Source organism: Hydrogenophaga sp. A37 (genome assembly GCF_002001205.1).
Lineage (GTDB): Bacteria > Pseudomonadota > Gammaproteobacteria > Burkholderiales > Burkholderiaceae_C > Hydrogenophaga.
Window position 1 is genome coordinate 1 of sequence record NZ_MUNZ01000131.1, and the last position, 25,155, is coordinate 25,155.

Below are 25,155 nucleotides of genomic sequence, written 5' to 3' on the forward strand. Positions count from 1 at the left end.
TCGGCGTGGATGGCGCGGATGTGTGCCAGCAGAGCTTCATCGCTGTGGCGCCCGCCGGGCCTGCCAGCGATGTCCTGCGGACGGCGCAGCCAGTTGAAGTAACCGCTGGCGCTGACCTCCAGCACGCTCTCCCCCGGCGCCGCTCAATACCCCTGGCTGCCTGGCGAACCCAGTTACCCAGGCTGGCCTTGGGGATGCCCAAGACCTTGGCCACCACCGCAATGGCCTGACCGGCGCTCACTTGACGGACCGCCTCCAACTTGAACTCCTGCGTGTACTGCGCACGCACCTGCTTTGCTGCTGTCATTCCTTGACTCCTTGTCGGTATTTTCAACAAGGCCAACAACTCCACTTTTCAGGGGCAAGGTCATGACCGGTCACAGCAGCGCCCTGCTCTTCCCCGGTGAGCACGATCATCAAAAGTCGATGAACAACAACACGATCCTAGGCGCGCTGGATCTCATGGGCTACGCGGAGCGCATGACCGGTCATGGCTTCCGGGGCATAGCTTCCACCCTCCTGCATGAACAGGGCTGACCACATGAGCACATCGAATTTCAGCTGGCCCATCAGGAGCGCAACCAGGTCAGCGCTTCATACAACCACGCGATGTACATGCAGCCGCGACACTCAAGTTCAGTCCCAGTTCGGCTTGTTTCTTCATGACGCCATTGTTCCTTGCCTCGCACCTTCGGACCATCAGAACTGCGCGGGGTTTTGAAAACAGTCCTTAGGGGAAAGGCCAACTTTTCAGCATCCGCCAAAACTGTCACCAGACTGTCACCGACAACAGAAACGAAAAAGCCCGCTACGTTTTGTGTAGCGGGCTTTTCAGCCCCCGTGAGGGAAACTTGGTGGGACGTGCGGGGGTCGAACCCACGACAAACGGATTAAAAGTCCGCTGCTCTACCAACTGAGCTAACGTCCCATCAACTGGGTGTTCCAGCAGACAGATATCTGCCGGAATCAATGTGCAACTGCGAGACCCGCCCATGATTTCATGGTGGGGCGTGAGTGACTCGAACACTCGACCTACGGATTAAGAGTCCGCTGCTCTACCAACTGAGCTAACGCCCCTGGTCTCGCGGTGTCAGGCTGCTTCCTGCGAAGCCTCAAATTATAGCGTCGTTTTTGTTTGATTTGATGTGGCCACCAAAGCTTTTCCAGAATTCGCCAGGGCGTTCATCACGCACCCAGCTGCGCAAAGTCCGAACGTGGCCGTCACGCTGACCACGGACCCATATCCGTGGCAATTCAGTGATCCATCACCGATTTCGATGTCACAGGACGCATCGGGTGGTGCGACCGCTTCACGGCTGAACACACAGGAGGTTCCCATGCGCCCACTGCGCGAAGCGCCGTGCGCTTTTCGCAAGTTGTAACGAAGCTGAGCCAGCAAAGGGTCGTGGGTGACATCGGCCAGATCCGCCGCCTCCACGGCCTGGGCAAGGCGTTTGCCGCCGGCTGCACCGACCGTCACAAACGGCACGCGTTCACGCAGTGCCCAGGCGGCCAGCGCTGTCTTCGCGCGCACTTGGTCACAAGCGTCGATCAAGGCAGAAGGCAAACCGGCGGCGGATGGCAACAGCTTTGGCCAGTTGTCTGCAGTGACGAAGTCGTCGATCACATCCACTTGACAATGGGGGTGAAATTGCGCGATCCGTTCGCGCATGGCCTCTGCCTTGGATTGACCCAGCGTGGGTTCCAGCGCATGTATCTGGCGGTTGATGTTGGATTCAGACACATGGTCCATATCGATCAAGGTGAGGCGGCTCACACCGCTGCGCGCCAGCGCTTCAACAGCCCAGGATCCCACGCCACCGATCCCGACCACCACCACATGGGCGTCAAAGATGGCCTGTGCGCCGGGCACGCCGTAGAGGCGCCGCAGTCCGCCAAAGCGACGTTCGAATTCAACGGTCATTCGCGCTCCAACAACCATATCTGGAAACGGAATCCCAGCCAGGCGCCGGCCATGATGCCGGCCACAGCGATCACACTGGTGAGGCTAAGCGTTGAAAGGCCAGACAAGCCTTGGCCGACGGTACACCCGAGGGCCGTGACCCCGCCCACACCCATGCAGGCTGCGCCGACGAGGTGCAGCGCCGTGTCCTGGGTGTTGCGAAAACCTTCCCATCGAAAGCTGCGGGACATCAGCGCTTCAACGAACGCACCCACCACCACGCCAGCGACAGAGACAACGCCGAGTGTCAGCACCTTGGAGGTATCGCTGAAATGGATCAGCCAGTCGAGCGTGTAAGCCATGGGTGCGGTGAAGGTCAGCGACTCCATGCGACCGCTGTTGGTGGCCAGGTACACCGCGTCGAGCGTCTCAGGATGCTCAGGCACAAAGCCCAGATGACCACTGATCCACCACATCAAAACGATCACCGATCCCAGGCCCAGCCCAGCCAAGAGGTTGTTGGTGTTCCGAAAATCAGCACTGGCCAACGCCCACGCCATCAATGCGCCACCGATCAGCAAGGCCGCCCACAAGCCCGTGGTGATCGGCGCCATGCCGGTGGCCTGCGCGAGCCACATGGGCAGCGTCCCGCCCGATACAAGGTCGAACGCCACGAGGTCGACTGTGTTGACACGCAGCACTGCGAGAAAACCGCGCAAGGTCGCAAAAGCTGCGAACCCCATGACAAAAAACACAACCAGCGATTTCAGGCTGCCCGTGCCGATGCGCACCAGCGTCTTGCTGCCACAGCCGGAGGCCAATACCATGCCAAAACCAAACAGCATGCCACCGACGGTGGCTGAAAGCCAGACGATGCGGCCGGAGGCGTAAATGGTTTTTCCTGTGTCGATCCAGCCCAGCCAGCCCATGCTGTAGAACCCGATCATGGCCACACCGACCGCCATGCCCCACATGCGCATGCGGGTCCACGAGCCCATGTTGACGATGTCGCTGACCGCACCCATCGTGCAAAACTGGGTGCGCTGAGCGATGAAGCCAAAAAGCAATGAGGCCGCGAAAGCGGCCCACAGCACAAGCGTTTGTAATTTTTGAAAGTCGGCGATGTCCATGCCGGCATTGTAGAAGCTGCCCCTCTCCTGACGGACGGGAACGGAGAGGCAGCTTCAACCAGCGCGCTCAGCGCAGACGCGCAAGCCGCTCACGCCCGGCCGCTGCGGCCTCCGACTGCGGGTAGCCCTTCACCAGCGCTTCCAGGGTGCGCTGAGCGGCCTTGCCGTCCTTCAGTTCCACCTGGCTGTTGGCCATGGCCAACATGGCCTCGGGTGCACGCAGATGCGTCGGAAACTGGGTCACCAATCGACGGTGGCTGTCGATCGAATCTTTGTAGGCGCGGGTGGCGTACTGAGCATTCCCCAGCCAGTAAAGAGCGGAAGCCGTGTAACCACTGCTGGGAAACCGGCGCAGCAGACCGCTGTAAGCGGCCGTGGCCGCACCGAATTCGGCCTTGCGCAACAGCTCCATCGCCGCGTCGAAGTCACGCTTCTCTTCAGGTGTGACACCAAACTCCACCCCATCGAGTGCCACGCGCACGGGCTCCACCTGCTTCAGACGCGCATCGACACCGGCCTGCGCATCCTTTTGTTGGCGCTGCAATTCCGACACATCGCGTGCCAGCTGCTCGTTCTGACCACGCAGGCGGGCCATTTCGGCACGCAACTGCTCGTTCTGATTGGACAACTCCAACAGGCTTCGCTGGCTGGTGGCGCTGTTTTCACGCGCTTCGTTGATGAGGCGACTCAGGGCGGCATCGTTCGATTGCTTGTAAGCATCGAATTTTTGCCGCACATCCAGAATGGCCTTGCGTGCTTCATCGTCGTCAAAGAGCGCATGGGCTTGCAAGGGCCACAAACAGGCACCCACCAGCGCCAATGCGCCCCACCAAGGTGCCAAAGATGCAGGTGAGCGCAAGGTCATGTTCAGCGGTAGGTCACTTCAACGCGGCGGTTCTTGCCGTAGGCGGTTTCGTCCATGCCCATCGCGGCCGGCCGTTCCTCGCCGAAGCTCACGGGCTCCATCTGCGATTCGGCCACCCCGAGCAGCGCCAAAGCGCGGCGCACGGCTTCGGCACGCTTCTGTCCCAATGCGATGTTGTACTCGCGGCTACCGCGCTCGTCGGTATGACCCTCGAGTCCCACCCTGCGGTTCGGATTGGCCTTGAGGAAGCGCGCATTGGCTTCCAGGACAGCGGTGGAGTCCGCACGAACGGCGAAACTGTCGTAGTCGAAATACACCACACGGGACAGCGCGGCCGGCTGCGGGACATCAATGCCGGGGACCTGGACTTCGGCCACGTTGCGAGGGTCGACGCCTGTTGTGCCATCCCCAGCCTGCCCGGTGCTGGTGTTGCGGTCTTCCACCGGCGCATCTTCAAGCTTCACACTCGAACCGCAGGCGGCCAGAGCTGATACAAGGAGCAGGCCTGCGAGCCGAGTCGCCCAGGTACAGCCGGTGGTTGCTTGAAGTTGTGGCATCGAAGTCGGGTTTTTGAACATGAAGCGTCCCTTTCTGGATCGGTGTAAGAGTAAAAGTTGAGAGCGTGAGTTTTGAGACAGGCTTCAGCGCACGAAGGGGCCCCAGTCGGGTTCCCTGATATCGCCTTGAGGGGTTGCCAAGCGGGTCTTGACACGCCCATCGACGGTGGTGGTCATCAGGGCCTCGCGACCACCGGACCGCGTCGCATAAAGAATCAAGCGGCTGTTGGGTGCAAAACTCGGATTTTCATCGGCACTTGTGTCGCTGACCGCAGTCACCTTGCCACTGGCAAGCTCCATGACGTGCACACGATCACCGCCGCCGACCCTGGAAATGAACGCCAGCCAACGGCCATCGGGACTGGGGGCCGGAGAGGTGCTTTCGCTGCCCACAAAGGTCAGTCGCTGAGGGTTGTCTCCCTGCGCACCCATCCGATAGATTTGCGGAGAACCGCCCCGATCGCTCACAAAGTAGATGGATCGACCGTCAGGGCTGAAAACCGGTTCGGTGTCGATGCTGGCGGACTGGGTAAGGCGCCTTGGCGCACCGCCATTGGCGTCTAAAACGTGGATCTGCGTGCTGCCCGTGATGGCCAATGCGGCCACCACCTGGCGGCCATCAGGTGACCATGAAGGTGCGCTGTTGGAACCTCGAAAGTTGGCCAGCAACCGTCTTTTGCCCGAAGCCACATCGTGCGAGTAAATCACCGCCTTGCGCGCTTCAAACGACACGTAGGCCAACTGGGCACCGTTGGGCGCCCAATTGGGCGATGACAGCGGCATATTTGAAGAGAAGGCCGATTGCGCACCCTCGCCATCGGAATCGGCCACGTTCAAGACGTGCCGCTGGCCGACTTTGGTGATGTACGCGATGCGTGTGGCAAAAACGCCCTTCTCTCCTGTCAGCTTTTCGTACACGTAGTCGGCGACTTTGTGGGCCGCAAAACGCAGTTCACGGGCCGAAGCCGGAAAACTCAGCCCGCCCATGTCTTGGGTGCGCACCACGTCCCACAACCGGAAACGCACATCAAAGCGCCCGTCGGCCAGGCGCGTCACGCTGCCCGTCAACAAGGCATCGGAGCCCTTCTCGCGCCATGGCGCCAAATCGGGCCGCGTGTTTTCGTCGAGCTGGACGGGCAAAGGCTCCACAAACCGAAACTGTCCACTGCGCTCCAGATCGGCCCGGACGATGGCCGCGATGTCCTGATCAACCTGGCTATTGCCTTTGAAAGCGGCTGTCGAGATCGGGATCTGGGTCATGCCGGCGCCACCAACTTCTACCCTGAACTGGGCCAGCGCGTCTTTCAGGGGCAGTGCCATCAGCGGGAGTGCTGCAGCCTGGGTCAACAGATGCCGCCGGGAAGGCAGCCATTCGGGTCGATTCAAATCCAGCATGCGTCGTTTGTGGGTGGTGATGCCTGTGCAAGCGCTGAGGCAGCGCCGCTTCAAAAGGGCCATCGGATAATACCGGATGAGCACACCGCTGCCGTGACAAGATGTGCATATCCTTGTCGCCCGGCGCCGTGCGCTTCAGACCGCTTATTTCAGTTGACCCCAGACCACGCTGTTTTGACCTCCACCCAAGCCCCTCCGTCTCTTCCCGAGTCCAGCATCCGGCAGCGCTTGTTGCGTTTCTGGCCATATTTCCGCTCGGCCAAAACGGGCATCGTGATGGCGGCCATGTGCACGCTGGTGGGTGCATTGACCGAACCCATGATCCCGGCACTGCTGAAGACACTGCTGGATCGCGGATTCGCCCAGGGCAACGTGGCGCTCTGGATGGTGCCTGCGGCATTGCTGGGCCTGTTTGGTGTGCGTGGTCTGGCGGGGTTTCTGGCGCAGTACGCGCTCTCGTATACAGCCAACCTGGGTTTGCTCAACCTGCGGCGCGCCATGTTCGCCAAGCTCAACGACGCACAGATGACGCTGTTCGCACGGCAAAGCGCGAGCAAGCTGTCCAACACGCTGGTCTATGAGGTCCAAACGGGATCGACCATGCTGGTCAATGCCCTGCTCACGCTGACCAAGGACAGCCTGACGCTGCTGGCCCTTCTCGGCTACCTGATGTACCTGAACTGGAAGCTCACCTTGATCGTGCTGCTGCTGTTCCCGGGCCTGATTGTGGTGATGCGGGTGCTTTCGCGCAGGCTCTACCGTCTCACGCGCTCCAGCCAGCAAGCCACCGACGAGCTGGCTTACGTGGTGGAAGAAAACGCGCTGGCCCACCGCATGGTGCGTCTGCATGGTGCCCAGCAGCGCCAGTCAGAGCGGTTTGAAGTGCTCAGCGTGGGCCTGCGGCGGCTAGCGCTCAAATCCACCATCGCGCAGGCGGCCATGACCCCACTGACTCAGATGCTGGCGGCCGTCGCCCTGTCTGCCGTGATCGCTGTGGCTTTGTGGCAAAGCAGCAGCAGCGGCGTCACCGTGGGCAACTTCGTTGCGTTTGTGACCGCCATGCTGATGCTGGTCGCACCGATCCGCCATCTCGCCGAGATCGCCGGCCCCATCACGCGCGGCCTGGCGGCACTCGAGCGTGGACTGGTGCTGATCGAAGAGACTCCCGAACAATCCAGTGGGGCCCACCAAGCCCTGCGGGTTCAAGGCGCCATCGAACTGAAGGACGTGTGGGTCCGCTACCCCTCTCGCGACGACACCCCTGAATCCGAAGGCGACGATCTCAACCGCACCGCCCTGCGGGGTATCTCCTTGACCGTGCGTCCAGGCGAAGTGCTGGCACTGGTCGGTCCCTCTGGCTCGGGCAAGACGACACTGGCCAACCTGATGCCCCGTTTTGTCGAGGTGTTGCGCGGCGAGGTGTTGCTTGATGGGGTGGCCCTGCCCTCTTGGGACCTGAAGTGCCTTCGACGGCAGTTCGCCATGGTCAGCCAGGACGTGATCATGCTGAACGACAGCCTGGCCGCCAACGTGGCCCTGGGTACGGCCGATGGCTCGCTGGATGAAAACCGTGTGCAGGCGGCGCTGTCATCGGCCAACCTGGGGGACCTCATTGCGCGCCTGCCCAGGGGCATCCACAGCAACGTGGGGCACAACGCGGCCGAGCTCTCTGGCGGTCAGCGCCAAAGGCTGGCCATCGCCCGCGCCATCTACAAGGACGCGCCTGTCCTCATCCTGGACGAAGCGACTTCGGCGCTGGACAACGAGTCCGAGCGACTGGTTCAGGAAGCACTGGCCCGGCTCATGAAAGGGAGAACCACGCTCGTGATCGCCCACCGGCTCTCCACGATCGAACACGCGGACCGTGTCGTGGTGCTGGCCAATGGGCAGATTTCGGAACAGGGATCGCACAGTGAGCTGCTCAAGGCCAATGGGCTGTACGCGCGGCTGCATGCGCAAGGGTTCAAAAGCGATGCTGCAACGCCCACCTGACCCGGCCTCGGCTCAGTAGCTGTACTGCAGCCCCAGACCGAAAAAGTCGAGGTTCCCCCACCCGGTGTTTTTGTCGTTGCGCCGCTGGAAGATGTGATCGGCATCGGCCCGCAAGGCCAGGCGATCTGTGAGCCGATAGCTCATGCCAAAACCGATCAGCGATCGGGTCTGGCGGTTGCTGTAGGCCTGGTCTTCTGCCACGGCGCCCCATTGGGCTCGACCACTGTGGATCACACGGGCCAGTCCGGCTTTGCCAAACAGGCGCAATCGATCCGTGATCTCGCCGCCCAGTGTCAGGCGTGCGCCGAAGGTCCGCACGGCTTGGACATACGTCTGCCCATTGGCCGCGATGTACCCGTGGCGCTGGCCGCCCTGAACGAACCCTTCTGCACCCAGCATCTCGTTGAACTGCATGCCGGCACCCAGCTGCAGGCCCGTCTGGCTGTCGCTGGCGCCCATGCTTTGCCCCGGGTCACCGGCGATGTGGATCACGCTGTCGTGCGCGGCGCCCAAAGACCCGAAGAGATACGGCACCATGAGGGCCGCCGTCGGCACCAAGTTGGGCGTGCTTAAGGGTTGCGCATGGGCTGTCAGCGCCAGCATGGCGCTGCCGAGCAGCAGCAACAGGAAATCGGTTTTGACCATGGACATCCCCATCTTCCCTTAAACACCCGCCAACGCGGCAAGGCCAGACCAGCCCCGTTCACAGCAGCACGATGTCGTACTGCTCCTGCGTCATCGAACCCTCGGCCTGCAGCGAGATCGGCTTGCCGATGAAGTCAGACAAACCAGCCAGGTGCTGACTTTCTTCGTCCAGGAACAACTCCACCACCTGTGCCGACGCCACCACCCGAAATTCCCTGGGGTTGAAAGCGCGCGCCTCCCGCAGAATTTCTCGAAGAATGTCGTAGCAAACGCTGCGAGCCGTCTTCACCACGCCTTTGCCGCTGCAAGCCGGACAGACCTCGCTGAGCATGTGAGCCAGCGATTCGCGTGTGCGCTTGCGCGTCATCTCCAGCAGGCCCAGCTGGGAGAAGCCACCTGTCATGGTTTTCACCCGATCACGGGCCAACTGCTTGCGGAACTCGGTGAGCACGGCGTCTCGGTGGTCTTCCCGCACCATGTCGATGAAATCCACGATGACGATGCCGCCCAGGTTGCGCAAACGCAGCTGGCGCGCGATCGCCTGGGCCGCTTCAAGGTTGGTGCGGAACACCGTGTCATCGAAATTGCGGGCACCGACAAAACCCCCGGTGTTCACATCGACCGTGGTCAGGGCTTCGGTCTGGTCGATCACCAGGTAGCCGCCCGACTTCAGGTCCACCCTGCGGCTGAGCGCACGAACGATGTCTTCGTCGATGTTGAACAGATCGAAGATGGGGCGTTCGCCGGTGTACAGCTGCAGCTTCTTCGCGGTGTCCGGCATGAATTCCGCGGCAAAGGTTTGCAGCAGGCCAAACTGCTCCTTCGAGTCGATGCGAATGGACTGGGTCTGCGCGCTCACCAGGTCGCGCAACACGCGTTGCATCAGGTTCAGGTCTTCGTGCAGCAGAGAGGCGGGTGGCTGGCGCGAGCCGGCCTCCTTGATGCGCTGCCAGGTCTTGCGGAGGTATGCAATGTCTTCCGCCAGCTCTTCGTCGCTCGCGTCCTCGGCGTTGGTGCGGAGGATGAAACCCCCAGTGGCGCTGCCGTCCTTGGGCGCAGCCAGCCCCATCACGCGCTGGCGCAATGACTCGCGCTGGGCGGGTGGGATCTTCTGTGACACGCCGATGTGGTTGTCTTGCGGCAGGAACACGAGCAAGCGGCCGGCAATGCTGATCTGCGCCGTCAGGCGCGCGCCCTTGGTCCCGATGGGGTCCTTGAGCACCTGAACCATCAGCGCCTGGCCTTCAAAAATCTGGCGTTCGATGGGCTGGACAGGATCGGGCGCCAGCACGCGGTTGTTGCGCCCGTTGGAAGCATCTCCAGCGCTCTCGGCGGGCGGCATGGGGGCCTTGTCGCGCGGTGCAGCGTGCTTGGCCGCGATGTTGGGCATGAGATCCGCGACGTGCAGAAAGGCCGCCCGGTCAAGGCCGATGTCGATGAAAGCCGATTGCATGCCAGGCAGCACACGGGACACCTTGCCCAGGTAGATGTTGCCCACCAGGCCGCGCTCCAGCGTGCGCTCAAGGTGCACCTCCTGGACGGCTCCCTGCTCCACCACCGCCACCCGGGTTTCCTGGGGCGCCCAATTGATCAAGATGTCCTGGCTCATGACGTCGAGGCTCTCCGTTTTTGTTGTTGCCGAGACGTCACAGCAGCTTCACGCCAGCAGCGCCCAGCACCTGTGCCGTCTCGTGCGCGGGCAAACCCATGATGCCCGAATAGCTGCCACTGATGTGCTGGGTCCACAGCGCGGCCTGTCCCTGGATGGCATAGGCCCCGGCCTTGCCCATGGGTTCGCCGCTGTCCACGTAACGACGAATCTGTGCGGTGGAAAGCGGCATAAACGTCACCAATGAGGTGGACAGCGCTGCCCATTGCCGATCTTTGCGTGCCCCAGGCCGGCCCACGGCCACGGCGGTGAGCACCCGGTGGCGGCGCCCCGCCAGATCGGCCAGCATGGCGCAGGCATCGGCAGCGTCGGCCGGCTTGCCCAGGATGCGCCGACCCAGGGCCACCGTGGTATCCGCGCACAACACAGGGGCCGCCGGCAAGCCCCGCCGTTTGAGCCGCGCCAGCGAAGCCAGCAGTTTGAGCCCCGTCACGCGCTGCACGTAAACGGCGGGCGCCTCGCCGGGCAGCACCGCTTCCAGCGACTCGGCATCCTCTTCGGCGTCGGGCAAGAGCAACTCGCAGCGCACGCCCCACTGCTCCAGCAACTGTTTGCGTCGTGGGCTCTGGGAGGCCAGGTAAACGAATTCACTCACGGTGTGTCACTCGCGGTGGTAAGGGTGGTTGGCATTGATCGACCAGGCGCGGTAGAGCTGCTCGATCAGCAGCACCCGCACCATGGCGTGGGGCAGCGTCAGGTCGGAGAGCCGGATGCGCTGGTGTGCCGCTGCGCGGAACGCAGGCTCCAGGCCGTCAGGCCCACCGATGACCAGGGCCACATCGTCCCCACCCAATTGCCACTGCTGCAGCTGCAGTGCCAGGGCCTTGGTCGTGAGCGTGGTGCCGCGCTCGTCCAGCACCACGGTGCGGCAGCCTTTGGGCAACGCCGCCACGATGCGCTCGCGCTCGGCGGCCATGACCGTTTCCACGGTCTTGGAGCCGCGCGGTTCGGTCTTGACGGTTTTGATCTCCACCCGCAACTCGGGCGGGAAGCGCTTGGCGTAATCGTCGTAGGCGCTCTGGGCCCAGTCGGGCATGCGCTGCCCGACCGCGACGATCACCAGCTTCATGTCCTTTTCTTGGGAGCCGACTTGGCCGCGACCTTGGTCGCTGGTGCAGCGCGCTTGGCAGCGGGCTTGGCTGCCGATTTGGCGGCTGGGCGGGTGGCCGATTTCGGCTTGACAACCACCGTCTTCAAGGGTGCCTTTGTGGGCGCTGCCTTGGCGGCAGGCTTGCGCGTGGCAATGGGGGCGGCGGTTTTTGCGGAGGTCTTTGCAGCGGACTTGGCCACGGCCTTCACGCCGGTCTTGGTACCAGGCTTGGCAGCGGTTTTCGCTGGTGCGGCCGCGGCGGAAATTGCCTTGGCGGCCTTGCGGGCCACCGACTTCGCGTCGACCGGCTTCACCTCTTTGACCACGCCTTTTTTGGTCGTCTTGGCGGCGGCCTTCTTGGTCACTGGCTTGATTTCAACGACCTTTTCGTCGCCATGCTTCAGGCGCACCGGCTTGGCGCCCCAGATTTCTTCGAGGCGGTAGTACTGGCGGATCACGGGCTGCATCACGTGCGCCACGGCGGCACCGCAGTCCACGATGATCCATTCGCCGTTGTCTTCGCCTTCAATGCGGGGTTTGTCAAAACCGGCCTCCCGCACGGCGTCGCGCACGCTGGCGGCGAGTGCCTTGGTCTGGCGGTTGGAGGTGCCGCTGGCGATGATCACGCGCTCAAACAGGGGGGACATCGACTCGGTATTGAAGACCACGATGTCTTGGCCTTTGACGTCTTCCAGGCCATCCACGATGGCCCGCTGGAGTTTCTGGATGTCTTTTTTGGCGGTGGTTTCGCTGGTCATGAAGGCTTTTGATAGAGGGAATGTTGTGAAATATAGCTTGCGACGGCTTCGGGCACCAGAACCCCCAGCGCATTGTCATGACCGGCAGGCTGACCCGCACGGGCGCGCACGGCGGTGGCGCTGATGTTTTTGAGCTGCATGTCCAGCCGCTCGAAAGGCAGGTCAATGCCCGACAGGTCCATCTCGTCGCCCTGATCATGCACGCCATCGACACCGATCTGGGTGGCACGGTTGGCCACCGCGAGCGTGGCCTGCGCCAGCACTTCAGGCCAGCGCACCCAACTCTTGAAGGCGAGCAACTGGTCGGCACCCAACACCAGAAAGAGCTCGGCACCGGGGTACTCGGCTACCAATGCTTGCAGGGTGTCGGCGGTGTAGCTGGGGCCTTGACGGCGGATTTCCCGGGTGTCAATGCGCGTGTTCGGCAGATCCCCGAAGGCCAGCAGGCACATGGACAAGCGGTGCTCTGCCGGCGTCAGCACGCGCGATTTGTGCCAGGCCTGTCCGGTGGGCAGGATGTGCAGCACATCCAGGCCAAGCTGGGTGAGCGCCGCTTCGGCCAGCGTGCGGTGCGCCCTGTGCGGTGGGTCGAAGGCACCGCCAAACATGCCCACCCGCTGCGGCCTGTCCGACCGTGCAGCACCGGGCGGTGTCTCGATGTGCTGCGTCAAATCCAGTCCTTGCGCACCAGGAAGTCGGTGTTCAGCCGAGCTTCAGGCGAACCCGTGGCACTCTGGCGCTGATAAGACCAGCTCACCAGGGGCGGCATGGACAGCAGAATGGATTCACTGCGCCCGCCTGACTGCAGGCCGAAGTGCGTGCCCCGGTCCCAGACCAGGTTGAACTCGACATAGCGGCCACGGCGGTAGAGCTGAAAATCACGTTCGCGCTCGCCGTGGGCCGTGGGCTGGCGCCGGTCTACGATGGGCAGGTACGCATCCAGGAACGCATCGCCCACCGAGCGCAACATGGCAAAACTGCCATCGAAACCCAGCTCAGCAAAGTCGTCGAAGAAGACGCCGCCCACACCGCGCTGCTCGTCCCGGTGCTTGAGATAGAAGTACTCGTCGCACCAGGTCTTGAAGCGCGGGTATTTGTCCACGCCGAACGGGTCGAGCGCGTTCTTGCAAGTGCGGTGAAAGTGGACCGCGTCTTCTTCGAAGCCGTAGTACGGCGTGAGGTCCATGCCGCCACCGAACCAGCACACCGGTTCGCCACCTTTCGGTGTGGCGGCGATCATGCGCACGTTCATGTGCACCGTGGGCACATAGGGATTGCGGGGATGAAACACCAACGAAACACCCATGGCTTCAAACGGCGCGCCCGAAAGCTCGGGGCGGTGCTGCGTGGCCGAGGGTGGCAGGCGCGGGCCGGTCACGTGCGAAAAGCCGCAGCCGGCACGTTCGAACACCGCGCCACCTTCCAGGATCTGTGTGATGCCCTGTCCCTGCAGCATTTCACCGGAAGGCTTCTCCCAGTGGTCCACCACGAACTGGCCACCATCGACCAAGGCCACGGTGGAGGTGATGCGGTCTTGCAGGCCGGTCAGGTAATCGCGCACGCGCTGCGTCTGTGGGCTCATGGTGGCGGGGGTGCTCAAAGGGCTCTAAAGCCGATGTCGCGGCGGCACTGCAGGCCGTCGAACCGGATGCCATCCACCACGCTGTACGCGCGCTGCTGCGCGGCAGCCACGGAATCGGCCAGCACGGTGACGCACAACACCCGGCCGCCCGAGACCAGCACCTGCCCGTCGGTGTCGGTCGTTCCGGCGTGGAACACCATGGCATCGGCCGCGTCGGCCGGCAGTCCGGAGATGGCATCGCCCTTGCGCGGATTCAACGGGTAGCCGGCAGCAGCCAGCACAACGCCGAGCGCCACGCGCGCATCCCAGTCCAGGGTCACCTGATCCAGCTCAGCGCGGGTGGCCGCCAACAGCACCTGAGCCAGGTTGCTCTTGAGCCGCATCATGATGGGCTGCGTCTCTGGGTCGCCCATGCGGCAGTTGAACTCCAGCGTTTTCACGCGGCCGTCGGGCGTGATCATCAACCCGGCATAGAGGAAGCCTGTGTAGGGAAATCCATCCGCTGCCATGCCACGCAGCGTGGGCAAGATCACCTCGTCCATCGCGCGCTGGTGCACCGCAGGTGTGACCACCGGTGCGGGCGAGTACGCGCCCATGCCGCCGGTGTTGGGGCCCTGGTCGGCGTCGAGCAGGCGTTTGTGGTCCTGGCTGGTGGCGAGCGCGAGCGCATTCACACCGTCGCACAGCACGATGAAACTGGCCTCTTCGCCTTCAAGGAACTCTTCGATCACCACGCGCGCGCCGCCTTCGTTGTGCGCCACGCCCAGGGTGTTGTCCAGCAGCATGAAGTCAATCGCTTCGTGCGCCTCGGCCAGCGACATCGCCACCACCACGCCCTTACCCGCCGCCAGTCCGTCGGCCTTGATGACAATGGGCGCGCCTTTGGCATCCACGTAGGCGTGCGCCTGTACGGGGTCGGTGAAGGTCTGGTACTCGGCCGTGGGAATGCCATGGCGCTGCATGAAGGCCTTGGAGAAAGCCTTGGAGCTTTCCAGTTGTGCGGCGGCCTTGGTCGGGCCGAAGATCGGCAGGCCGTGGGCGCGGAATTCGTCCACCACGCCAGCCGCCAACGGCGCTTCAGGGCCTACCACGGTCAGGCCGATGCCGTTGGCCTGCGCCCATTCTCGTAGCGCCACCTTGTCGGCGATGGGCAGGTTGATCAGCTGCGCATCGCGGGCCGTGCCGGCGTTGCCGGGGGCCACAAAAACCTGGCTCACGCCTTCGGACTGCTTCAGTTTCCACGCCAGCGCGTGCTCGCGGCCACCGCCGCCAATCACCAATACTTTCAAACCATTCTCCAAAAATGCGACTCAGTGCCCGGAAATAACCTCAACCTGGGTGACGCGCGAAGCGCGGCGCGGGGGTGTGTCAAATCTCAGCGTTGTGGAAGACTTCCTGCACGTCGTCCAGGTCCTCCAGGACATCCAGCAGCTTCTGCATGCGGGCCGCGTCTTCACCGGTCAGTTCGATGGTGTTCTCGGCGCGCATCGTCACCTCGGCCACCTCGGGCTTGAGGCCGGCGGCTTCCAGAGCGTTCTTCACCGCTTCGAAATCCGTGTAAGCGGTCAGCACCTCGATGGCACCGTCGCCATCGGTGATCACATCTTCGGCGCCCGCTTCCAGCGCCACCTCCATCACCTTGTCTTCCGAGGTCCCGGGGGCAAAGATGATCTGGCCGCAGTGCTTGAACTGGAACGCCACCGAGCCGTCGGTGCCCAGATTGCCGCCGTACTTGCTGAAAGCGTGGCGCACTTCGGCCACGGTGCGCACCTTGTTGTCCGTCATGGTGTCCACGATGATGGCTGCGCCGCCGATGCCGTAGCCCTCATACCGGATCTCTTCCAGCGCCTGGCCTTCGAGGTTGCCCGAGGCTTTGTCCACGTTGTACTTGATGCGGTCGGCCGGCATGTTGGCGGCCTTGGCCTTGTCGATCGCCAGGCGCAGGCGCGGGTTCATGAGCGGGTCACCACCGCCCGTGCGTGCGGCCACGGTGATCTCACGGATGACGCGTGTCCAGATCTTTCCCCGCTTTTCGTCTTGACGGCCCTTGCGGTGTTGAATGTTGGCCCATTTGCTGTGTCCCGCCACGAGTGAGTCCTTTTTCTTGACCAGAATTTGGTCTAATGACCGGCGATTTTACGATTCCCCACTCACCGCACCCGACGAAGATGACCACCATGGCCGAACCGATGCTGATTGCCCAGAACCAGAACGTCCAATGTCACCTGCTGCCCGGGCTGGCCAACCGCCACGGCCTGATCACTGGCGCGACCGGTACGGGCAAGACGGTCACGCTGCAAACCCTGGCCGAGCAGTTCTCCAACATCGGCGTGCCGGTGTTCATGGCCGACGTCAAAGGCGACCTCACCGGCATCAGCCAGGCTGGCAACCTGCCGGAGAAGATCGTCAAGGTGCTGGCCGATCGCGGCCTCACGCCCACCCCGACCCAGTCCTGCCCCACCATGCTGTGGGACGTGTTCGGCGAGCAGGGCCATCCGGTGCGCGCCACCATCTCCGACATGGGCCCGCTGCTGATCGCGCGCATGCTCGACCTCAACGACACCCAGGCCGGCGTGCTGAACCTCGTGTTCAAGATTGCCGACGACAACGGCCTGTTGCTGCTGGACATGAAGGACCTGCGCTCCATGCTGCAGCATGTGGGTGACAACGCCAAACAGTTCACCACCGAGTACGGCAACATCAGCGCGGCCAGCATCGGCGCCATTCAGCGCGGGATGATGCAAATCGAACAGCAAGGCGGCGACAAGTTCTTTGGCGAGCCCATGCTCGACATCAACGACTTCATGCAGACCGAGCGCGGCAAAGGTGTGATCAACATCCTCGCGGCCGACAAGCTGCTCAACGCGCCCCGCCTGTACGCGACCTTCCTGCTGTGGATGCTCTCCGAACTCTTTGAGAGCCTGCCCGAGATTGGTGACCCGGAAAAACCCAAGCTGGTGTTCTTCTTCGACGAGGCCCACCTGCTGTTTGACGAAGCACCCAAGGTGCTGGTCGAGCGCATCGAACTGGTGGTGCGCCTGGTGCGCTCCAAGGGCGTGGGCGTCTATTTCGTGACGCAGAACCCGCTGGACATTCCCGACAGCGTGCTCGGCCAACTGGGCAACCGGGTACAGCACGCCCTGCGCGCATTCACGCCGCGTGACCAGAAGGCGGTGAGATCCACCGCTCAGACCATGCGTCCCAAAGCCGGGTTGGACATTGAAGCAGCCATCACCGAACTCGCCGTCGGCGAAGCGCTGATCAGCCTCCTGGACACCAAGGGTCGCCCGAGCGAAACCGAGCGGGTGTTTGTGCTGCCGCCGGGCAGCCAGTTGGGCCCGATCACCCCCGCGCAACGCCAGGCCCTGCTGCAGAACTCGCTGGTGGCCGGCGTGTACGAAAAGGTGGTGGACCGGGAAAGTGCCTACGAGATGTTCCGCCAGCACGCGGGCGCCACCGAAGAAGCCCCAACCAACGCGGATGGGGCTCCCAAGGCACCGCGCATTCCGGGCGCAGCCAAGAAGGAGGCTGAGGCCGAAGGTGGGGGCATCGGCGGCATGCTCAACGAAGCCTTGTTCGGCCGCACCGGCCCACGCGGTGGCCAGTACGACGGTCTGGTGCAGACCATGGCCAAAACAGCAGCGCGCAGCGTGGCCAGCGGCATCGGCCGCCAGATCGTGCGCGGCGTGCTGGGCAGCCTGCTGGGTGGCAAGCGTTGAAGGTCGTCAAAATGCTGGTCTACGTTCTGCTGGCCCTGATCGTGGCCGCGGTGGCGGCGGCACAGATGGGCATGTTGTCGGGCCGGCAGCCTCCCGACCTGGGGGTGAAACAAGGGCGGCTGAAAGCCCCATCGAACACGCCCAACAGTGTGTCCAGCCAGGCCGACCTGTACCCCGATCATCCACAGCAGGCCTACGCGTTCATCGAGGCGCTGCCGCTCAAGCATGGTGACGCGTCAGTCTCTGTCCAGGCACTGGTCGCTGCGCTGTCGACCCTTTCCGGCGTGACCGTCGTCGAACAGCGGCACGACTACGTGCGAGTCGAGGCTCAGACACCCTGGCTGAAATTCGTCGACGACCTGGAGTTCTGGGTGAACCCGGAGCGCCAGGTCATTGACATCCGCAGCGCCAGCCGGTTGGGGCGCAAAGACTTTGGTGTCAACCGCCAGCGCATCGAGGCCCTGCGGAAGGCCTATCTGGCGGGTCAAGCGGCCTCCTGAATCACTTCTCTCAAATTCAAATACAAGGCAAGGACTTCACATGCCCATGCACCGCCCTCTCCTTCCATCCGGCCTGCTGGCGGTGGCCGCCTTGTTGTCCGCTTGCGGTGGTGGCAGCAGCAGCGACGACGCTGGCAGCGGAACGACCGCTCAGAAAGTGGCGAGTTGCGGCACCGACGGCGGCAGCTTGCGAATCATGTCGTTGGGCGACTCGATCACTGAAGCAGAGGCCGGCCACAACAGCTACCGCCGCGTGCTCTGGCAACGACTGAACGGCGCAGGCTGTTCGATCGATCTCGTGGGCAGCAAGTCGGGCGTGTCCCGTGGTTTCAGAGACAGCGGCTCCACGGCGCCGCCCAACGCCGACTTCGATCAGGACCACGAGGGGTACTGGGACTATTCGGTGAACGAACTCCTGCCCCGAATATCCGGTCTCGTGGGTCAATCCAACCCCGATGTGGTTTTGATCCACCTGGGCACCAACGACGTGCTGGCTGGGCAAGGCGCCAGCGGCATTGCCCAGGAGCTGGGCGGTGTGATCGACGCCATCCGCGCCAGCAAGGCCGATACCCACATCCTGCTGGCGAAGATCATTCCCGCCAGTCCAGACCCGTCGGGCACGGCCGCCCTGAACAAGCTCGTGGACGGCATCGCCACAGCACGTTCCAACGCCACCTCGCCGATTGCGGTGGTCAATCAGGCCGCGGGGTACTCGGTTGGCGACAACTACGATGGCGTTCACCCCAACCCGACGGGTGAGGCCAAGCTGGGCAACAAATGGGCGGACGCGGTGCTGGCCTGGCGCACACGTTGACGCCGTCATTGATCAGCCCATGAAGAAAGCCCGGCATGCCGGGCTTTCTTTTGATCAAGCGAGAGGGAAGACCATTCAGCCCGTGGTGGCCTCTTCCGGCTTCGCCTTGCCTTCCTTCTTGAGCAGCGGAAGGATGTCCAGTTTCACGTCCTGGGTTTCCTTGCCGTCCTCGCCCGTCTTGGTCTCCAGGTCCACCGTCAGGCGGCCGCCATCGACCAACCGACCAAACAGCAGTTCATCGGCCAGTGCCCGACGGATCGTGTCTTGAATCAGGCGCTGCATCGGGCGGGCACCCATGAGCGGATCGAAGCCCTTCTTGGCCAGGTGCTTGCGCAGCGCGTCGGTGAAGGTGACTTCCACCTTCTTCTCGGCCAACTGACCTTCCAGCTGCAGCAGGAACTTGTCCACCACGCGCATGATGACGTTCTCGTCGAGCGCCTTGAAGCTCACCATGGCGTCCAGCCGGTTGCGGAACTCGGGCGTGAACAGGCGCTTGATGTCGCCCATTTCGTCACCCGATTCGCGTGGGTTGGTGAAGCCGATGGTGGCCTTGTTCATGGTCTCGGCACCCGCATTGGTCGTCATGATGATGATGACGTTGCGGAAATCGGCCTTGCGCCCGTTGTTGTCGGTCAGCGTGCCGTGGTCCATGACCTGCAGCAGCACGTTGAAGATGTCCGGGTGCGCCTTTTCGATCTCGTCGAGCAGCAGCACGCAGTGCGGCTTCTTGGTGATGGCCTCGGTCAGCAAGCCGCCCTGGTCAAAACCCACATAGCCCGGGGGCGCGCCGATCAGGCGGCTGACCGCATGGCGCTCCATGTACTCCGACATGTCAAAGCGCAACAGGTCGATGCCCATGATGTAGGCGAGCTGCTTGGCGGCCTCGGTCTTGCCCACGCCGGTGGGGCCACTGAACAAGAAGGCACCAATCGGTTTGTCGCTCTTGCCGAGGCCGGAGCGGGCCATCTTCACGCTGGCCGCCAACACCTCCAGGGCCTTGTCCTGACCGAACACCACGCTCTTCAGATCGCGCTCCAGCGTCTGCAGCTTGCCCCGGTCGTCGTTGGACACGTTGGCCGGCGGGATGCGCGCGATCTTGGCCACGATCTCTTCGACCTCGGTCTTGCTGATGGTTTTCTTGCGCTTGGAGATCGGCAGGATGCGTTGCGCGGCACCCGCTTCGTCGATCACGTCAATCGCCTTGTCGGGCAAGTGACGGTCGTTGATGTATTTGGCACTGAGCTCGGCCGCAGCCTGCAGAGCGGCCAACGCGTATTTCACACCGTGGTGCTCTTCAAAACGCGACTTCAGTCCCTTGAGGATGTCCACCGTTTCTTGCACGGTCGGCTCGACCACGTCCACCTTCTGGAAGCGGCGGCTGAGCGCAGCGTCTTTTTCGAAGATGCCGCGGTACTCGGTGAAGGTGGTCGCTCCGATGCACTTGAGCTGACCACTGGACAGCGCGGGCTTGAGCAGGTTCGATGCGTCCAGCGTGCCACCCGAAGCGGCGCCCGCACCAATCAACGTGTGGATTTCGTCGATGAACAAAATCGCGTTGGGCTTGTCCTTGAGCGACTTGAGCACGCCCTTGAGGCGTTGTTCGAAGTCGCCACGGTACTTGGTGCCGGCGAGCAAGGCGCCCATGTCCAGTGAATACACGCTGGACTCGGCCAGGATCTCGGGCACCTCGCCCTGGGTGATGCGCCAGGCCAGGCCCTCGGCAATGGCCGTCTTGCCCACGCCGGCTTCGCCCACCAACAAGGGGTTGTTTTTGCGGCGGCGGCACAGGATCTGGATCACACGCTCGACCTCGTACTCGCGGCCGATCAGCGGATCGATCTTGCCTTCCTTGGCCAGTTGGTTGAGGTTCTGGGTGAACTGCTCCAGCGGCGAGGCCTTTTCGTTCTGCTTGGCTTCGCCGGCTTCTTCGTTTTCTGCCGCGCTCTCGCCCGGCTTGCTGGCCTCGGGCGGATCGCTCTTGCGGATGCCATGGGCGATGAAGTTCACCACGTCCAGGCGCGTCACACCCTGCTGGTGCAGGTAATAAACGGCGTGTGAATCTTTCTCACCGAAGATCGCCACCAGCACGTTGGCGCCGGTCACTTCCTTCTTGCCGTTGCCGGTGGACTGCACATGCATGATGGCGCGCTGGATCACGCGCTGGAAACCCAGCGTGGGCTGGGTGTCCACCTCGTCGGTACCGGCGACCTGAGGCGTGTTGTCCTTGATGAAATTCGTCAGGGACTTTCGCAGGTCGTCGATGTTGGCCGAACAGGCGCGCAACACCTCGGCGGCGCTGGGGTTGTCTAGCAAGGCGAGCAGCAGGTGCTCGACCGTGATGAATTCGTGTCGCTGTTGCCGGGCCTCGACGAAGGCCATATGCAAGCTGACTTCAAGTTCCTGGGCAATCATGGACGCTTCCTTTGGGCTGGGGGTGGTCTGAAACGCGAACGTCTACGGAGTGATATGAAGGGAAGAGACCATCAGGTGGGGTAGATCACACTTTATTCAACTGGTTCACTCAAGCATTGCAGTGGGTGGCCTGCGCCACGGGCCGCCGCCAACACCTGATCAACCTTGGTGCCGGCCACATCGCGGGAATACACCCCGCAGATGCCTTTGCCCTCAAGGTGGATCTTCAGCATGATTTGCGTCGCGGTCTCGCGGTCTTTGCTAAAAAATTCCTGGATCACATGCACAACGAACTCCATGGGCGTGAAATCGTCGTTGAGCAAAACCACCTGAAACATCTGAGGTGGCTTGGTGCGCTGTGTTCGGCGCTCAAGCACCACCGAGTCATCGCTCCCTGCGTCAGGAGGCAAGACAGGATTGGGCGGTTTTTTCGGGTTCTGGGTAGCCATGAAAACCATTCTAGCGGTCCCGCCCGCGCACCGTCGCGTCGGGGGCAATTGGTGGGGCGAATCGCAACGGATGGGTTGAGATGGGCCCGAAGTGGGGAATGGCAAGTGCTGAGTGGCATGGACCGATTGTGGGCCGCCGGAAAATGGCAAAACCGCCGAGGAAGCAGACTTCCAGGCGGTTTATGTGATTTTTAAGGCATTGAAGGCGGTGGCTCGCCAAGTGATTCATCTTGGCTCCCTCAAGGTGAATGAGGTCTTTTCCATCCATTCGCCGTTGCCAGAGACACGGCCAGCCCCCGTCATCGTCGCCAGCTCGGGTCCGAAGCACAACCCGTGGTCGGAACAGTCGCCGCAAGTGGGCGATTTGCAGATCAATATCTCTTCGCGCTCGCAGAGCTGACGGTAGAAAAACTTCTTCCATTTCATGTTCTGCGTGTTGCGCGCGGCCAGCGATGGGAACGCTTGGGCGATCAGCGCCGACAAAGCCTCACGCGACGGCAGACCGAGGTCTTGCCACAGGTGGCGGTCGCCGAGCGTCGCGCAGGCCAGTGTCCAGGTGAGTTCCTGGCGCTCGGCCGAGGTCGTTGCCGACAGGTCGGCATGATCCAGCAGCAGGCTTTGCACCTCGTCCACCTCGTCGCGCCGCACGCGAATCAGCGGCTCCAGGGCGGCCCAGTCAGGAGCGGGTTTCACCAGCAACTTGGCCATGGCCGTTCACACCGCCGGTGCGGCCGCGTGCGTGTAGCACTTCTTCGGGCAGATCTTCGAGCAGGCCGTGCAGCCGATGCACAGCTCCTGGTGCGCGATGGTCATGACCTTCTTTTCGTATTCCTCGTCGTCGTCATCGTCGTCGAGGCTCACCGAGATGCGCTCGCCTTCGTCGGTCAGGCCCACGAGTTCGAGCACGCCGCGCGGGCAGACCTTGAAGCAGCGGCCGCAGCCGATGCATTTGTTCTCGTCCAGGGCGGAAACGAAGGTCGGCGTCCAGGTGGCGCCGCTGGGCAGGGTGACGCTGAAATGTTCGCTCATGAAACAAACTCCTTGGCGGTGTGAGCGGCTTCGTGCAATGCACCCGTGGAACCGGCTGTGCCGGGCCACCAGGTGCGCCCCCCTGGGGGGATGCGAAGCGGCGCAGGGGGGATCAGGTTATTGCGGCTACGGCCTTGCGCAGGTCCATCAGCGTGGCGTGGGTGTCGTGGCAACGCTGGGCCACGGACAGGATGTTTTCCCAGCCCGTGGGCAGGTCTTCAGACAGGTCGTGCAGGTCCATCTTGGCCTGCGTGGCCTGGGCGTTGGCCTTCTTCAGGCGCGCTTTCAGTTCATCGGTTTCGGTGCTCATGGTCAGGCTCCGTATTGAGCGACGGCGGGAAATTCGCGGATCATGGCCACGGCTTCGGTCAGGAATTTGGTGCCGGCGTCGGACAGCTTGGCCAGCGAAGAGAAACCGAAGCGGTGCACGTCGCGCAGCTGCTTGTTGACGACCACCAGGCGGCCGGCGATCAGCACCATGCGGCCAAAGCCTTCGTGGCTCATCTTCATCATGGGCGAGACCATCTGCCCGGTCTCGCGTTCGATCGCCACCGCGATCGCGTTGTAAAAGATCTCCAGGTGCCACAGGGTCTCGGGGTCCGGGTCGCCGAGGATGGGCAGAGCGCGGCGTTCTTCGGCGGTGTGGATGAAGGGCTTGAGCAACTGCAGGTCGGTCTTGCCTTCCCAGCTGCCGTGCGTGTCCTGCGCGCGCATCTGTTTGATCAGCTGCTGCACAAAGGGCGTGGAGAGAAAAGTCTCGTCGCTCTCGGGCGCGAGTTCGGGGGTGGCAGTGGCGTTCATGGGGTGACCTCGTCGTCTTCAAAATCGAATGCGGGCTCGTTGTCCTTGGCCAGGGCCTTGCGCAACCAGGGCGGTGGCGTGCCCTGCAACACGGCCTGCAGCTTGTCCAGGATCTCGGCGATGTTCTCGGGTTGCGGTACCTTGATCGGGTGGATCTTCATGGCCACGACACGTGCCGCACCCGAGCCACCGATGGCGGCCACATAGAGGATGGCGCAGTCCTTGATGGCTTCGAGCTTGGGTGCGAGCTTGTCCTCGTCGCCGTCTTCTTCGAGCTTGTCGCCGAACTCGAAGCTCTCGATGAAGTGGTGGCCGGTGGCAGATATCTCGTAGACATCAATGCTCTTGGCCCAGCCGAAGTGCGCGTCCACGCGCTCCTTGTCCTGGGTGGCGAAGGCGATCTTCATGGTGGACTCCTGGGTCAGGCGCTGGCGGCTGCCAGCGGGGTGGGTGGGAAGGCGTCGTTGGGCCTGTCGAGGCGGCGCGTGGCGAGCTGCGCTTCTGGCGTGAGCGGCCAGTCGCCCGCGTGGTGGTGGGCGATGCGTTGAATCATCAGGTTCGAGACTTCAAAGATCAGGTTCATCGTGCCGCGGTAGCCCACCGACACCTTGTGCGCGTTGCCGATGCGGTCGAACACCGGAAAGCCCACGCGCAGCAGCGGCTTGTTCAGGCGCTCGGCGGCCTGGCGGCCATGCGAATGCGTCACCAGCAGATCGCAGTCCTTGCCCGCGATTTCCAGGTCTTCGAGATCGCCCAGCAGCACCTGCTCGGCCGGCAGCAGCGCATGGGCCTTGGACTGCGTGGTGCTGATGCAGCACGTCAGCTCGGCGCCCATTTCGTGCAGCAGACCGCCCAGGGCCAGCATCAGGTCGGGCTCGGCGGCGATGGCGACCTTCATGCCGCCGGTGTAGAAATGGCCGTCGAGCATGGCGTCAAGCAACTGGCTGCGCTGGCGCCGGTACTTGGCCGGCACGGGCTTGCCCGAGAGCAACGAGAGGCGCTGCAAAAAGCGGTCGTTGCTGGCCAGGCCGGTCAGGCGCTCGAAGATCTCCAGCGGCGTGCCGGCGATCTTTTCCAGCGCCTCGGCGCCTTCGCGCGTCTGCTCGCCGATGCCCAGCGTGAAGGCCGAGGCGCCCGCAGCGCGGATCTGCTCCAGCGTGGTACCGCCAAGCGTGGTGCCGCGCCAGTCTGGCGCGATGTGGCCGTCGAGCGAGCCCGAGATGTCGGGCAGCACGATGGGGTTCAGGCCGAAGGCTTGGATGGTCTCGCGCAGTTCGTCGATGTCGCTCGGCGTGAGGTGGCTGCCGGGCAGCAGCGTGACCTGGTCGGCCACCACCGGCAACGGCTTGACCTGCGACTTCACGATGGCGGTGATGGCGTGTTTGAAGCCGTCTTCAAACGCGCCCACGTAGTCGGGCGTGGAGACGTAGATGATCTCGGTGTCGGCCAGCTCGGGGTGGCGCTTGCGCGCGGTGACCAGGTAGCCGTCGACGTCGTCACCCTTGGTTTCGGTCAGGCCGGTGGAGCAGATCGCGATCACCTTGGGCGCAGCGCGCTTGCGGATGTTGAGCAGCGCCGCCTCGATGTTCTCGTAGCCGCCGAGGATGGTGGTCACCTCGTTCATGGCCGTGGTCTGCAGCGGGATCGCTTCCTTGAAGTGGCGCACCAGCAGCACCAGACCAAACGAGGTGCAACCCTGCGAGCCGTGCATCACCGGCATGCAGGCGTCCAAGCCCAGGAACGCGAAGCTCGCGCCCAGCGGCTGGCTCATCTTGAGCGGGTTGACGGTGCAGGCTTTTTTGGATTCGACGACGCGTGCCATGGCTGTGCTTTCGGTGCGGGTGA

Annotated in this window: 26 protein-coding genes, 2 tRNA genes and 2 pseudogenes; 5 read left to right on the forward strand and 25 right to left on the reverse strand. The window is 63.1% G+C overall.

The window, feature by feature from the left end; translation table 11 throughout:
* Positions 1-307, reverse strand: a pseudogene (locus B0E41_RS17935) (transposase); the annotation flags it as partial.
* Between the two features lie 62 nt (positions 308-369).
* Here B0E41_RS17935 and B0E41_RS17940 point away from each other — a divergent pair.
* Positions 370-666: pseudogene (locus B0E41_RS17940) on the forward strand (tyrosine-type recombinase/integrase); the annotation flags it as partial.
* 186 nt (positions 667-852) lie between these two features.
* On the opposite strand, the gene B0E41_RS17945 reads toward B0E41_RS17940, so the two are convergent.
* From B0E41_RS17945 to tolB, 7 genes are all read right to left on the reverse strand, one after another.
* A tRNA-Lys gene (locus tag B0E41_RS17945) sits at positions 853-928 on the reverse strand.
* A 73-nt stretch (positions 929-1,001) separates the two neighbouring features.
* Positions 1,002-1,077 (reverse strand) — tRNA-Lys (locus tag B0E41_RS17950).
* Between the two features lie 40 nt (positions 1,078-1,117).
* Entirely contained in the window at positions 1,118-1,924 is an 807-nt protein-coding gene (locus tag B0E41_RS17955) for a tRNA threonylcarbamoyladenosine dehydratase (protein WP_077332846.1), read from the reverse strand.
* The gene (locus tag B0E41_RS17960) at positions 1,921-3,033 is read right to left on the reverse strand and encodes a YeeE/YedE family protein (protein WP_077332848.1); all 1,113 of its coding nucleotides are present in this window, start codon (positions 3,031-3,033) and stop codon (positions 1,921-1,923) included. Before B0E41_RS17960 ends, B0E41_RS17955 begins: the two co-directional genes overlap by 4 nt.
* Positions 3,034-3,100: 67 nt before the next feature.
* Positions 3,101-3,832: a tol-pal system protein YbgF gene (gene ybgF, locus B0E41_RS17965; protein WP_253194990.1), complete on the reverse strand. Its 732-nt coding sequence runs from the start codon at positions 3,830-3,832 to the stop codon at positions 3,101-3,103.
* Positions 3,833-3,900: 68 nt separating this feature from the next.
* Positions 3,901-4,476: a peptidoglycan-associated lipoprotein Pal gene (gene pal, locus B0E41_RS17970; protein WP_253194992.1), complete on the reverse strand. Its 576-nt coding sequence runs from the start codon at positions 4,474-4,476 to the stop codon at positions 3,901-3,903.
* A gap of 63 nt (positions 4,477-4,539) precedes the next feature.
* On the reverse strand, positions 4,540-5,850 hold the full coding sequence (tolB, locus tag B0E41_RS17975; RefSeq protein WP_077332854.1) for a Tol-Pal system beta propeller repeat protein TolB: 1,311 nt from the start codon (positions 5,848-5,850) through the stop codon (positions 4,540-4,542).
* A 174-nt stretch (positions 5,851-6,024) separates the two neighbouring features.
* Here tolB and msbA point away from each other — a divergent pair, with 174 nt between their 5' ends.
* A complete protein-coding gene (gene msbA, locus B0E41_RS17980; RefSeq protein ID WP_290440855.1) occupies positions 6,025-7,842 on the forward strand; it encodes a lipid A export permease/ATP-binding protein MsbA in 1,818 nt (605 codons plus the stop codon).
* A 12-nt stretch (positions 7,843-7,854) separates the two neighbouring features.
* Here the strand turns inward: msbA and B0E41_RS17985 are convergent, their stop codons facing one another.
* From B0E41_RS17985 to B0E41_RS18025, 9 genes are all read right to left on the reverse strand, one after another.
* Entirely contained in the window at positions 7,855-8,493 is a 639-nt protein-coding gene (locus tag B0E41_RS17985) for an outer membrane beta-barrel protein (protein ID WP_171984810.1), read from the reverse strand.
* Between the two features lie 52 nt (positions 8,494-8,545).
* A complete protein-coding gene (locus B0E41_RS17990) occupies positions 8,546-10,096 on the reverse strand; it encodes an Rne/Rng family ribonuclease (RefSeq protein WP_077332858.1) in 1,551 nt (516 codons plus the stop codon).
* A gap of 37 nt (positions 10,097-10,133) precedes the next feature.
* A complete protein-coding gene (locus B0E41_RS17995; protein WP_077332860.1) occupies positions 10,134-10,751 on the reverse strand; it encodes a Maf family protein in 618 nt (205 codons plus the stop codon).
* Positions 10,752-10,757: 6 nt separating this feature from the next.
* The gene (gene rlmH / locus B0E41_RS18000; protein WP_077332862.1) at positions 10,758-11,225 is read right to left on the reverse strand and encodes a 23S rRNA (pseudouridine(1915)-N(3))-methyltransferase RlmH; all 468 of its coding nucleotides are present in this window, start codon (positions 11,223-11,225) and stop codon (positions 10,758-10,760) included.
* On the reverse strand, positions 11,222-12,004 hold the full coding sequence (rsfS, locus tag B0E41_RS18005) for a ribosome silencing factor (RefSeq protein ID WP_077332864.1): 783 nt from the start codon (positions 12,002-12,004) through the stop codon (positions 11,222-11,224). Before rsfS ends, rlmH begins: the two co-directional genes overlap by 4 nt.
* The gene (nadD, locus tag B0E41_RS18010) at positions 12,001-12,675 is read right to left on the reverse strand and encodes a nicotinate (nicotinamide) nucleotide adenylyltransferase (protein WP_253194993.1); all 675 of its coding nucleotides are present in this window, start codon (positions 12,673-12,675) and stop codon (positions 12,001-12,003) included. The genes rsfS and nadD overlap by 4 nt, the downstream gene beginning before the upstream one ends.
* On the reverse strand, positions 12,672-13,586 hold the full coding sequence (gene hemF, locus B0E41_RS18015) for an oxygen-dependent coproporphyrinogen oxidase (RefSeq protein WP_077332868.1): 915 nt from the start codon (positions 13,584-13,586) through the stop codon (positions 12,672-12,674). The genes nadD and hemF overlap by 4 nt, the downstream gene beginning before the upstream one ends.
* Positions 13,587-13,600: 14 nt before the next feature.
* Positions 13,601-14,875: a phosphoribosylamine--glycine ligase gene (purD, locus tag B0E41_RS18020; RefSeq protein WP_077332870.1), complete on the reverse strand. Its 1,275-nt coding sequence runs from the start codon at positions 14,873-14,875 to the stop codon at positions 13,601-13,603.
* A gap of 79 nt (positions 14,876-14,954) precedes the next feature.
* On the reverse strand, positions 14,955-15,674 hold the full coding sequence (locus B0E41_RS18025; RefSeq protein WP_077332872.1) for a YebC/PmpR family DNA-binding transcriptional regulator: 720 nt from the start codon (positions 15,672-15,674) through the stop codon (positions 14,955-14,957).
* Positions 15,675-15,763: 89 nt separating this feature from the next.
* Here B0E41_RS18025 and B0E41_RS18030 point away from each other — a divergent pair, with 89 nt between their 5' ends.
* From B0E41_RS18030 to B0E41_RS18040, 3 genes are read left to right on the forward strand one after another with little or no spacing between them, the layout of a single operon-like run.
* A complete protein-coding gene (locus tag B0E41_RS18030) occupies positions 15,764-17,305 on the forward strand; it encodes a helicase HerA-like C-terminal domain-containing protein (RefSeq protein ID WP_077332973.1) in 1,542 nt (513 codons plus the stop codon).
* A gap of 11 nt (positions 17,306-17,316) precedes the next feature.
* Entirely contained in the window at positions 17,317-17,805 is a 489-nt protein-coding gene (locus B0E41_RS18035; protein WP_253194995.1) for a DUF1499 domain-containing protein, read from the forward strand.
* A 40-nt stretch (positions 17,806-17,845) separates the two neighbouring features.
* Entirely contained in the window at positions 17,846-18,619 is a 774-nt protein-coding gene (locus B0E41_RS18040; protein WP_077332876.1) for an SGNH/GDSL hydrolase family protein, read from the forward strand.
* Positions 18,620-18,694: 75 nt separating this feature from the next.
* Here B0E41_RS18040 and clpA read toward each other — a convergent pair whose 3' ends face one another.
* The 8 genes from clpA to nifN all read right to left on the reverse strand — a co-directional run bounded on the left by clpA (position 18,695) and on the right by nifN (position 25,132).
* Positions 18,695-21,031 carry an ATP-dependent Clp protease ATP-binding subunit ClpA gene (clpA, locus tag B0E41_RS18045; RefSeq protein WP_077332878.1) on the reverse strand — a complete coding sequence of 779 codons (2,337 nt, stop codon included), beginning with the start codon at positions 21,029-21,031 and terminating at the stop codon, positions 18,695-18,697.
* Between the two features lie 92 nt (positions 21,032-21,123).
* Positions 21,124-21,489 carry an ATP-dependent Clp protease adapter ClpS gene (clpS, locus tag B0E41_RS18050; RefSeq protein WP_077332880.1) on the reverse strand — a complete coding sequence of 122 codons (366 nt, stop codon included), beginning with the start codon at positions 21,487-21,489 and terminating at the stop codon, positions 21,124-21,126.
* Between the two features lie 216 nt (positions 21,490-21,705).
* Positions 21,706-22,188, reverse strand: coding sequence for a nitrogen fixation protein NifQ (locus B0E41_RS18055; protein WP_077332882.1), 483 nt, complete (start codon positions 22,186-22,188; stop codon positions 21,706-21,708).
* 6 nt (positions 22,189-22,194) lie between these two features.
* On the reverse strand, positions 22,195-22,509 hold the full coding sequence (gene fdxB / locus B0E41_RS18060) for a ferredoxin III, nif-specific (RefSeq protein ID WP_077332884.1): 315 nt from the start codon (positions 22,507-22,509) through the stop codon (positions 22,195-22,197).
* Between the two features lie 112 nt (positions 22,510-22,621).
* Positions 22,622-22,819 carry a CCE_0567 family metalloprotein gene (locus tag B0E41_RS18065; RefSeq protein WP_077332886.1) on the reverse strand — a complete coding sequence of 66 codons (198 nt, stop codon included), beginning with the start codon at positions 22,817-22,819 and terminating at the stop codon, positions 22,622-22,624.
* Positions 22,820-22,821: 2 nt separating this feature from the next.
* Entirely contained in the window at positions 22,822-23,310 is a 489-nt protein-coding gene (locus tag B0E41_RS18070) for a NifX-associated nitrogen fixation protein (RefSeq protein WP_077332888.1), read from the reverse strand.
* Positions 23,307-23,717, reverse strand: coding sequence for a nitrogen fixation protein NifX (gene nifX, locus B0E41_RS18075; protein ID WP_077332890.1), 411 nt, complete (start codon positions 23,715-23,717; stop codon positions 23,307-23,309). Before nifX ends, B0E41_RS18070 begins: the two co-directional genes overlap by 4 nt.
* 14 nt (positions 23,718-23,731) lie before the next feature.
* Positions 23,732-25,132, reverse strand: a complete 1,401-nt coding sequence (gene nifN / locus B0E41_RS18080; protein WP_077332892.1) for a nitrogenase iron-molybdenum cofactor biosynthesis protein NifN — start codon at positions 25,130-25,132, stop codon at positions 23,732-23,734.
* Positions 25,133-25,155 lie beyond the last annotated feature (23 nt).

Bases quoted from the DNA above. Each gene is read 5' to 3' on its own strand.
- B0E41_RS17955 (WP_077332846.1), bottom strand. From the start codon at position 1,924: ATGACCGTTGAATTCGAACGTCGCTTTGGCGGACTGCGGCGCCTCTAC.
- B0E41_RS17960 (WP_077332848.1), bottom strand. From the start codon at position 3,033: ATGGACATCGCCGACTTTCAAAAATTACAAACGCTTGTGCTGTGGGCC.
- pal (WP_253194992.1), bottom strand. From the start codon at position 4,476: ATGTTCAAAAACCCGACTTCGATGCCACAACTTCAAGCAACCACCGGC.
- tolB (WP_077332854.1), bottom strand. From the start codon at position 5,850: ATGCTGGATTTGAATCGACCCGAATGGCTGCCTTCCCGGCGGCATCTG.
- B0E41_RS17985 (WP_171984810.1), bottom strand. From the start codon at position 8,493: ATGTCCATGGTCAAAACCGATTTCCTGTTGCTGCTGCTCGGCAGCGCC.
- B0E41_RS17990 (WP_077332858.1), bottom strand. From the start codon at position 10,096: ATGAGCCAGGACATCTTGATCAATTGGGCGCCCCAGGAAACCCGGGTG.
- rlmH (WP_077332862.1), bottom strand. From the start codon at position 11,225: ATGAAGCTGGTGATCGTCGCGGTCGGGCAGCGCATGCCCGACTGGGCC.
- rsfS (WP_077332864.1), bottom strand. From the start codon at position 12,004: ATGACCAGCGAAACCACCGCCAAAAAAGACATCCAGAAACTCCAGCGG.
- hemF (WP_077332868.1), bottom strand. From the start codon at position 13,586: ATGAGCCCACAGACGCAGCGCGTGCGCGATTACCTGACCGGCCTGCAA.
- B0E41_RS18030 (WP_077332973.1), top strand. From the start codon at position 15,764: ATGGCCGAACCGATGCTGATTGCCCAGAACCAGAACGTCCAATGTCAC.
- B0E41_RS18035 (WP_253194995.1), top strand. From the start codon at position 17,317: ATGCTGGTCTACGTTCTGCTGGCCCTGATCGTGGCCGCGGTGGCGGCG.
- B0E41_RS18040 (WP_077332876.1), top strand. From the start codon at position 17,846: ATGCCCATGCACCGCCCTCTCCTTCCATCCGGCCTGCTGGCGGTGGCC.
- clpA (WP_077332878.1), bottom strand. From the start codon at position 21,031: ATGATTGCCCAGGAACTTGAAGTCAGCTTGCATATGGCCTTCGTCGAG.
- clpS (WP_077332880.1), bottom strand. From the start codon at position 21,489: ATGGTTTTCATGGCTACCCAGAACCCGAAAAAACCGCCCAATCCTGTC.
- B0E41_RS18055 (WP_077332882.1), bottom strand. From the start codon at position 22,188: ATGGCCAAGTTGCTGGTGAAACCCGCTCCTGACTGGGCCGCCCTGGAG.
- fdxB (WP_077332884.1), bottom strand. From the start codon at position 22,509: ATGAGCGAACATTTCAGCGTCACCCTGCCCAGCGGCGCCACCTGGACG.
- B0E41_RS18065 (WP_077332886.1), bottom strand. From the start codon at position 22,819: ATGAGCACCGAAACCGATGAACTGAAAGCGCGCCTGAAGAAGGCCAAC.
- B0E41_RS18070 (WP_077332888.1), bottom strand. From the start codon at position 23,310: ATGAACGCCACTGCCACCCCCGAACTCGCGCCCGAGAGCGACGAGACT.
- nifX (WP_077332890.1), bottom strand. From the start codon at position 23,717: ATGAAGATCGCCTTCGCCACCCAGGACAAGGAGCGCGTGGACGCGCAC.
- nifN (WP_077332892.1), bottom strand. From the start codon at position 25,132: ATGGCACGCGTCGTCGAATCCAAAAAAGCCTGCACCGTCAACCCGCTC.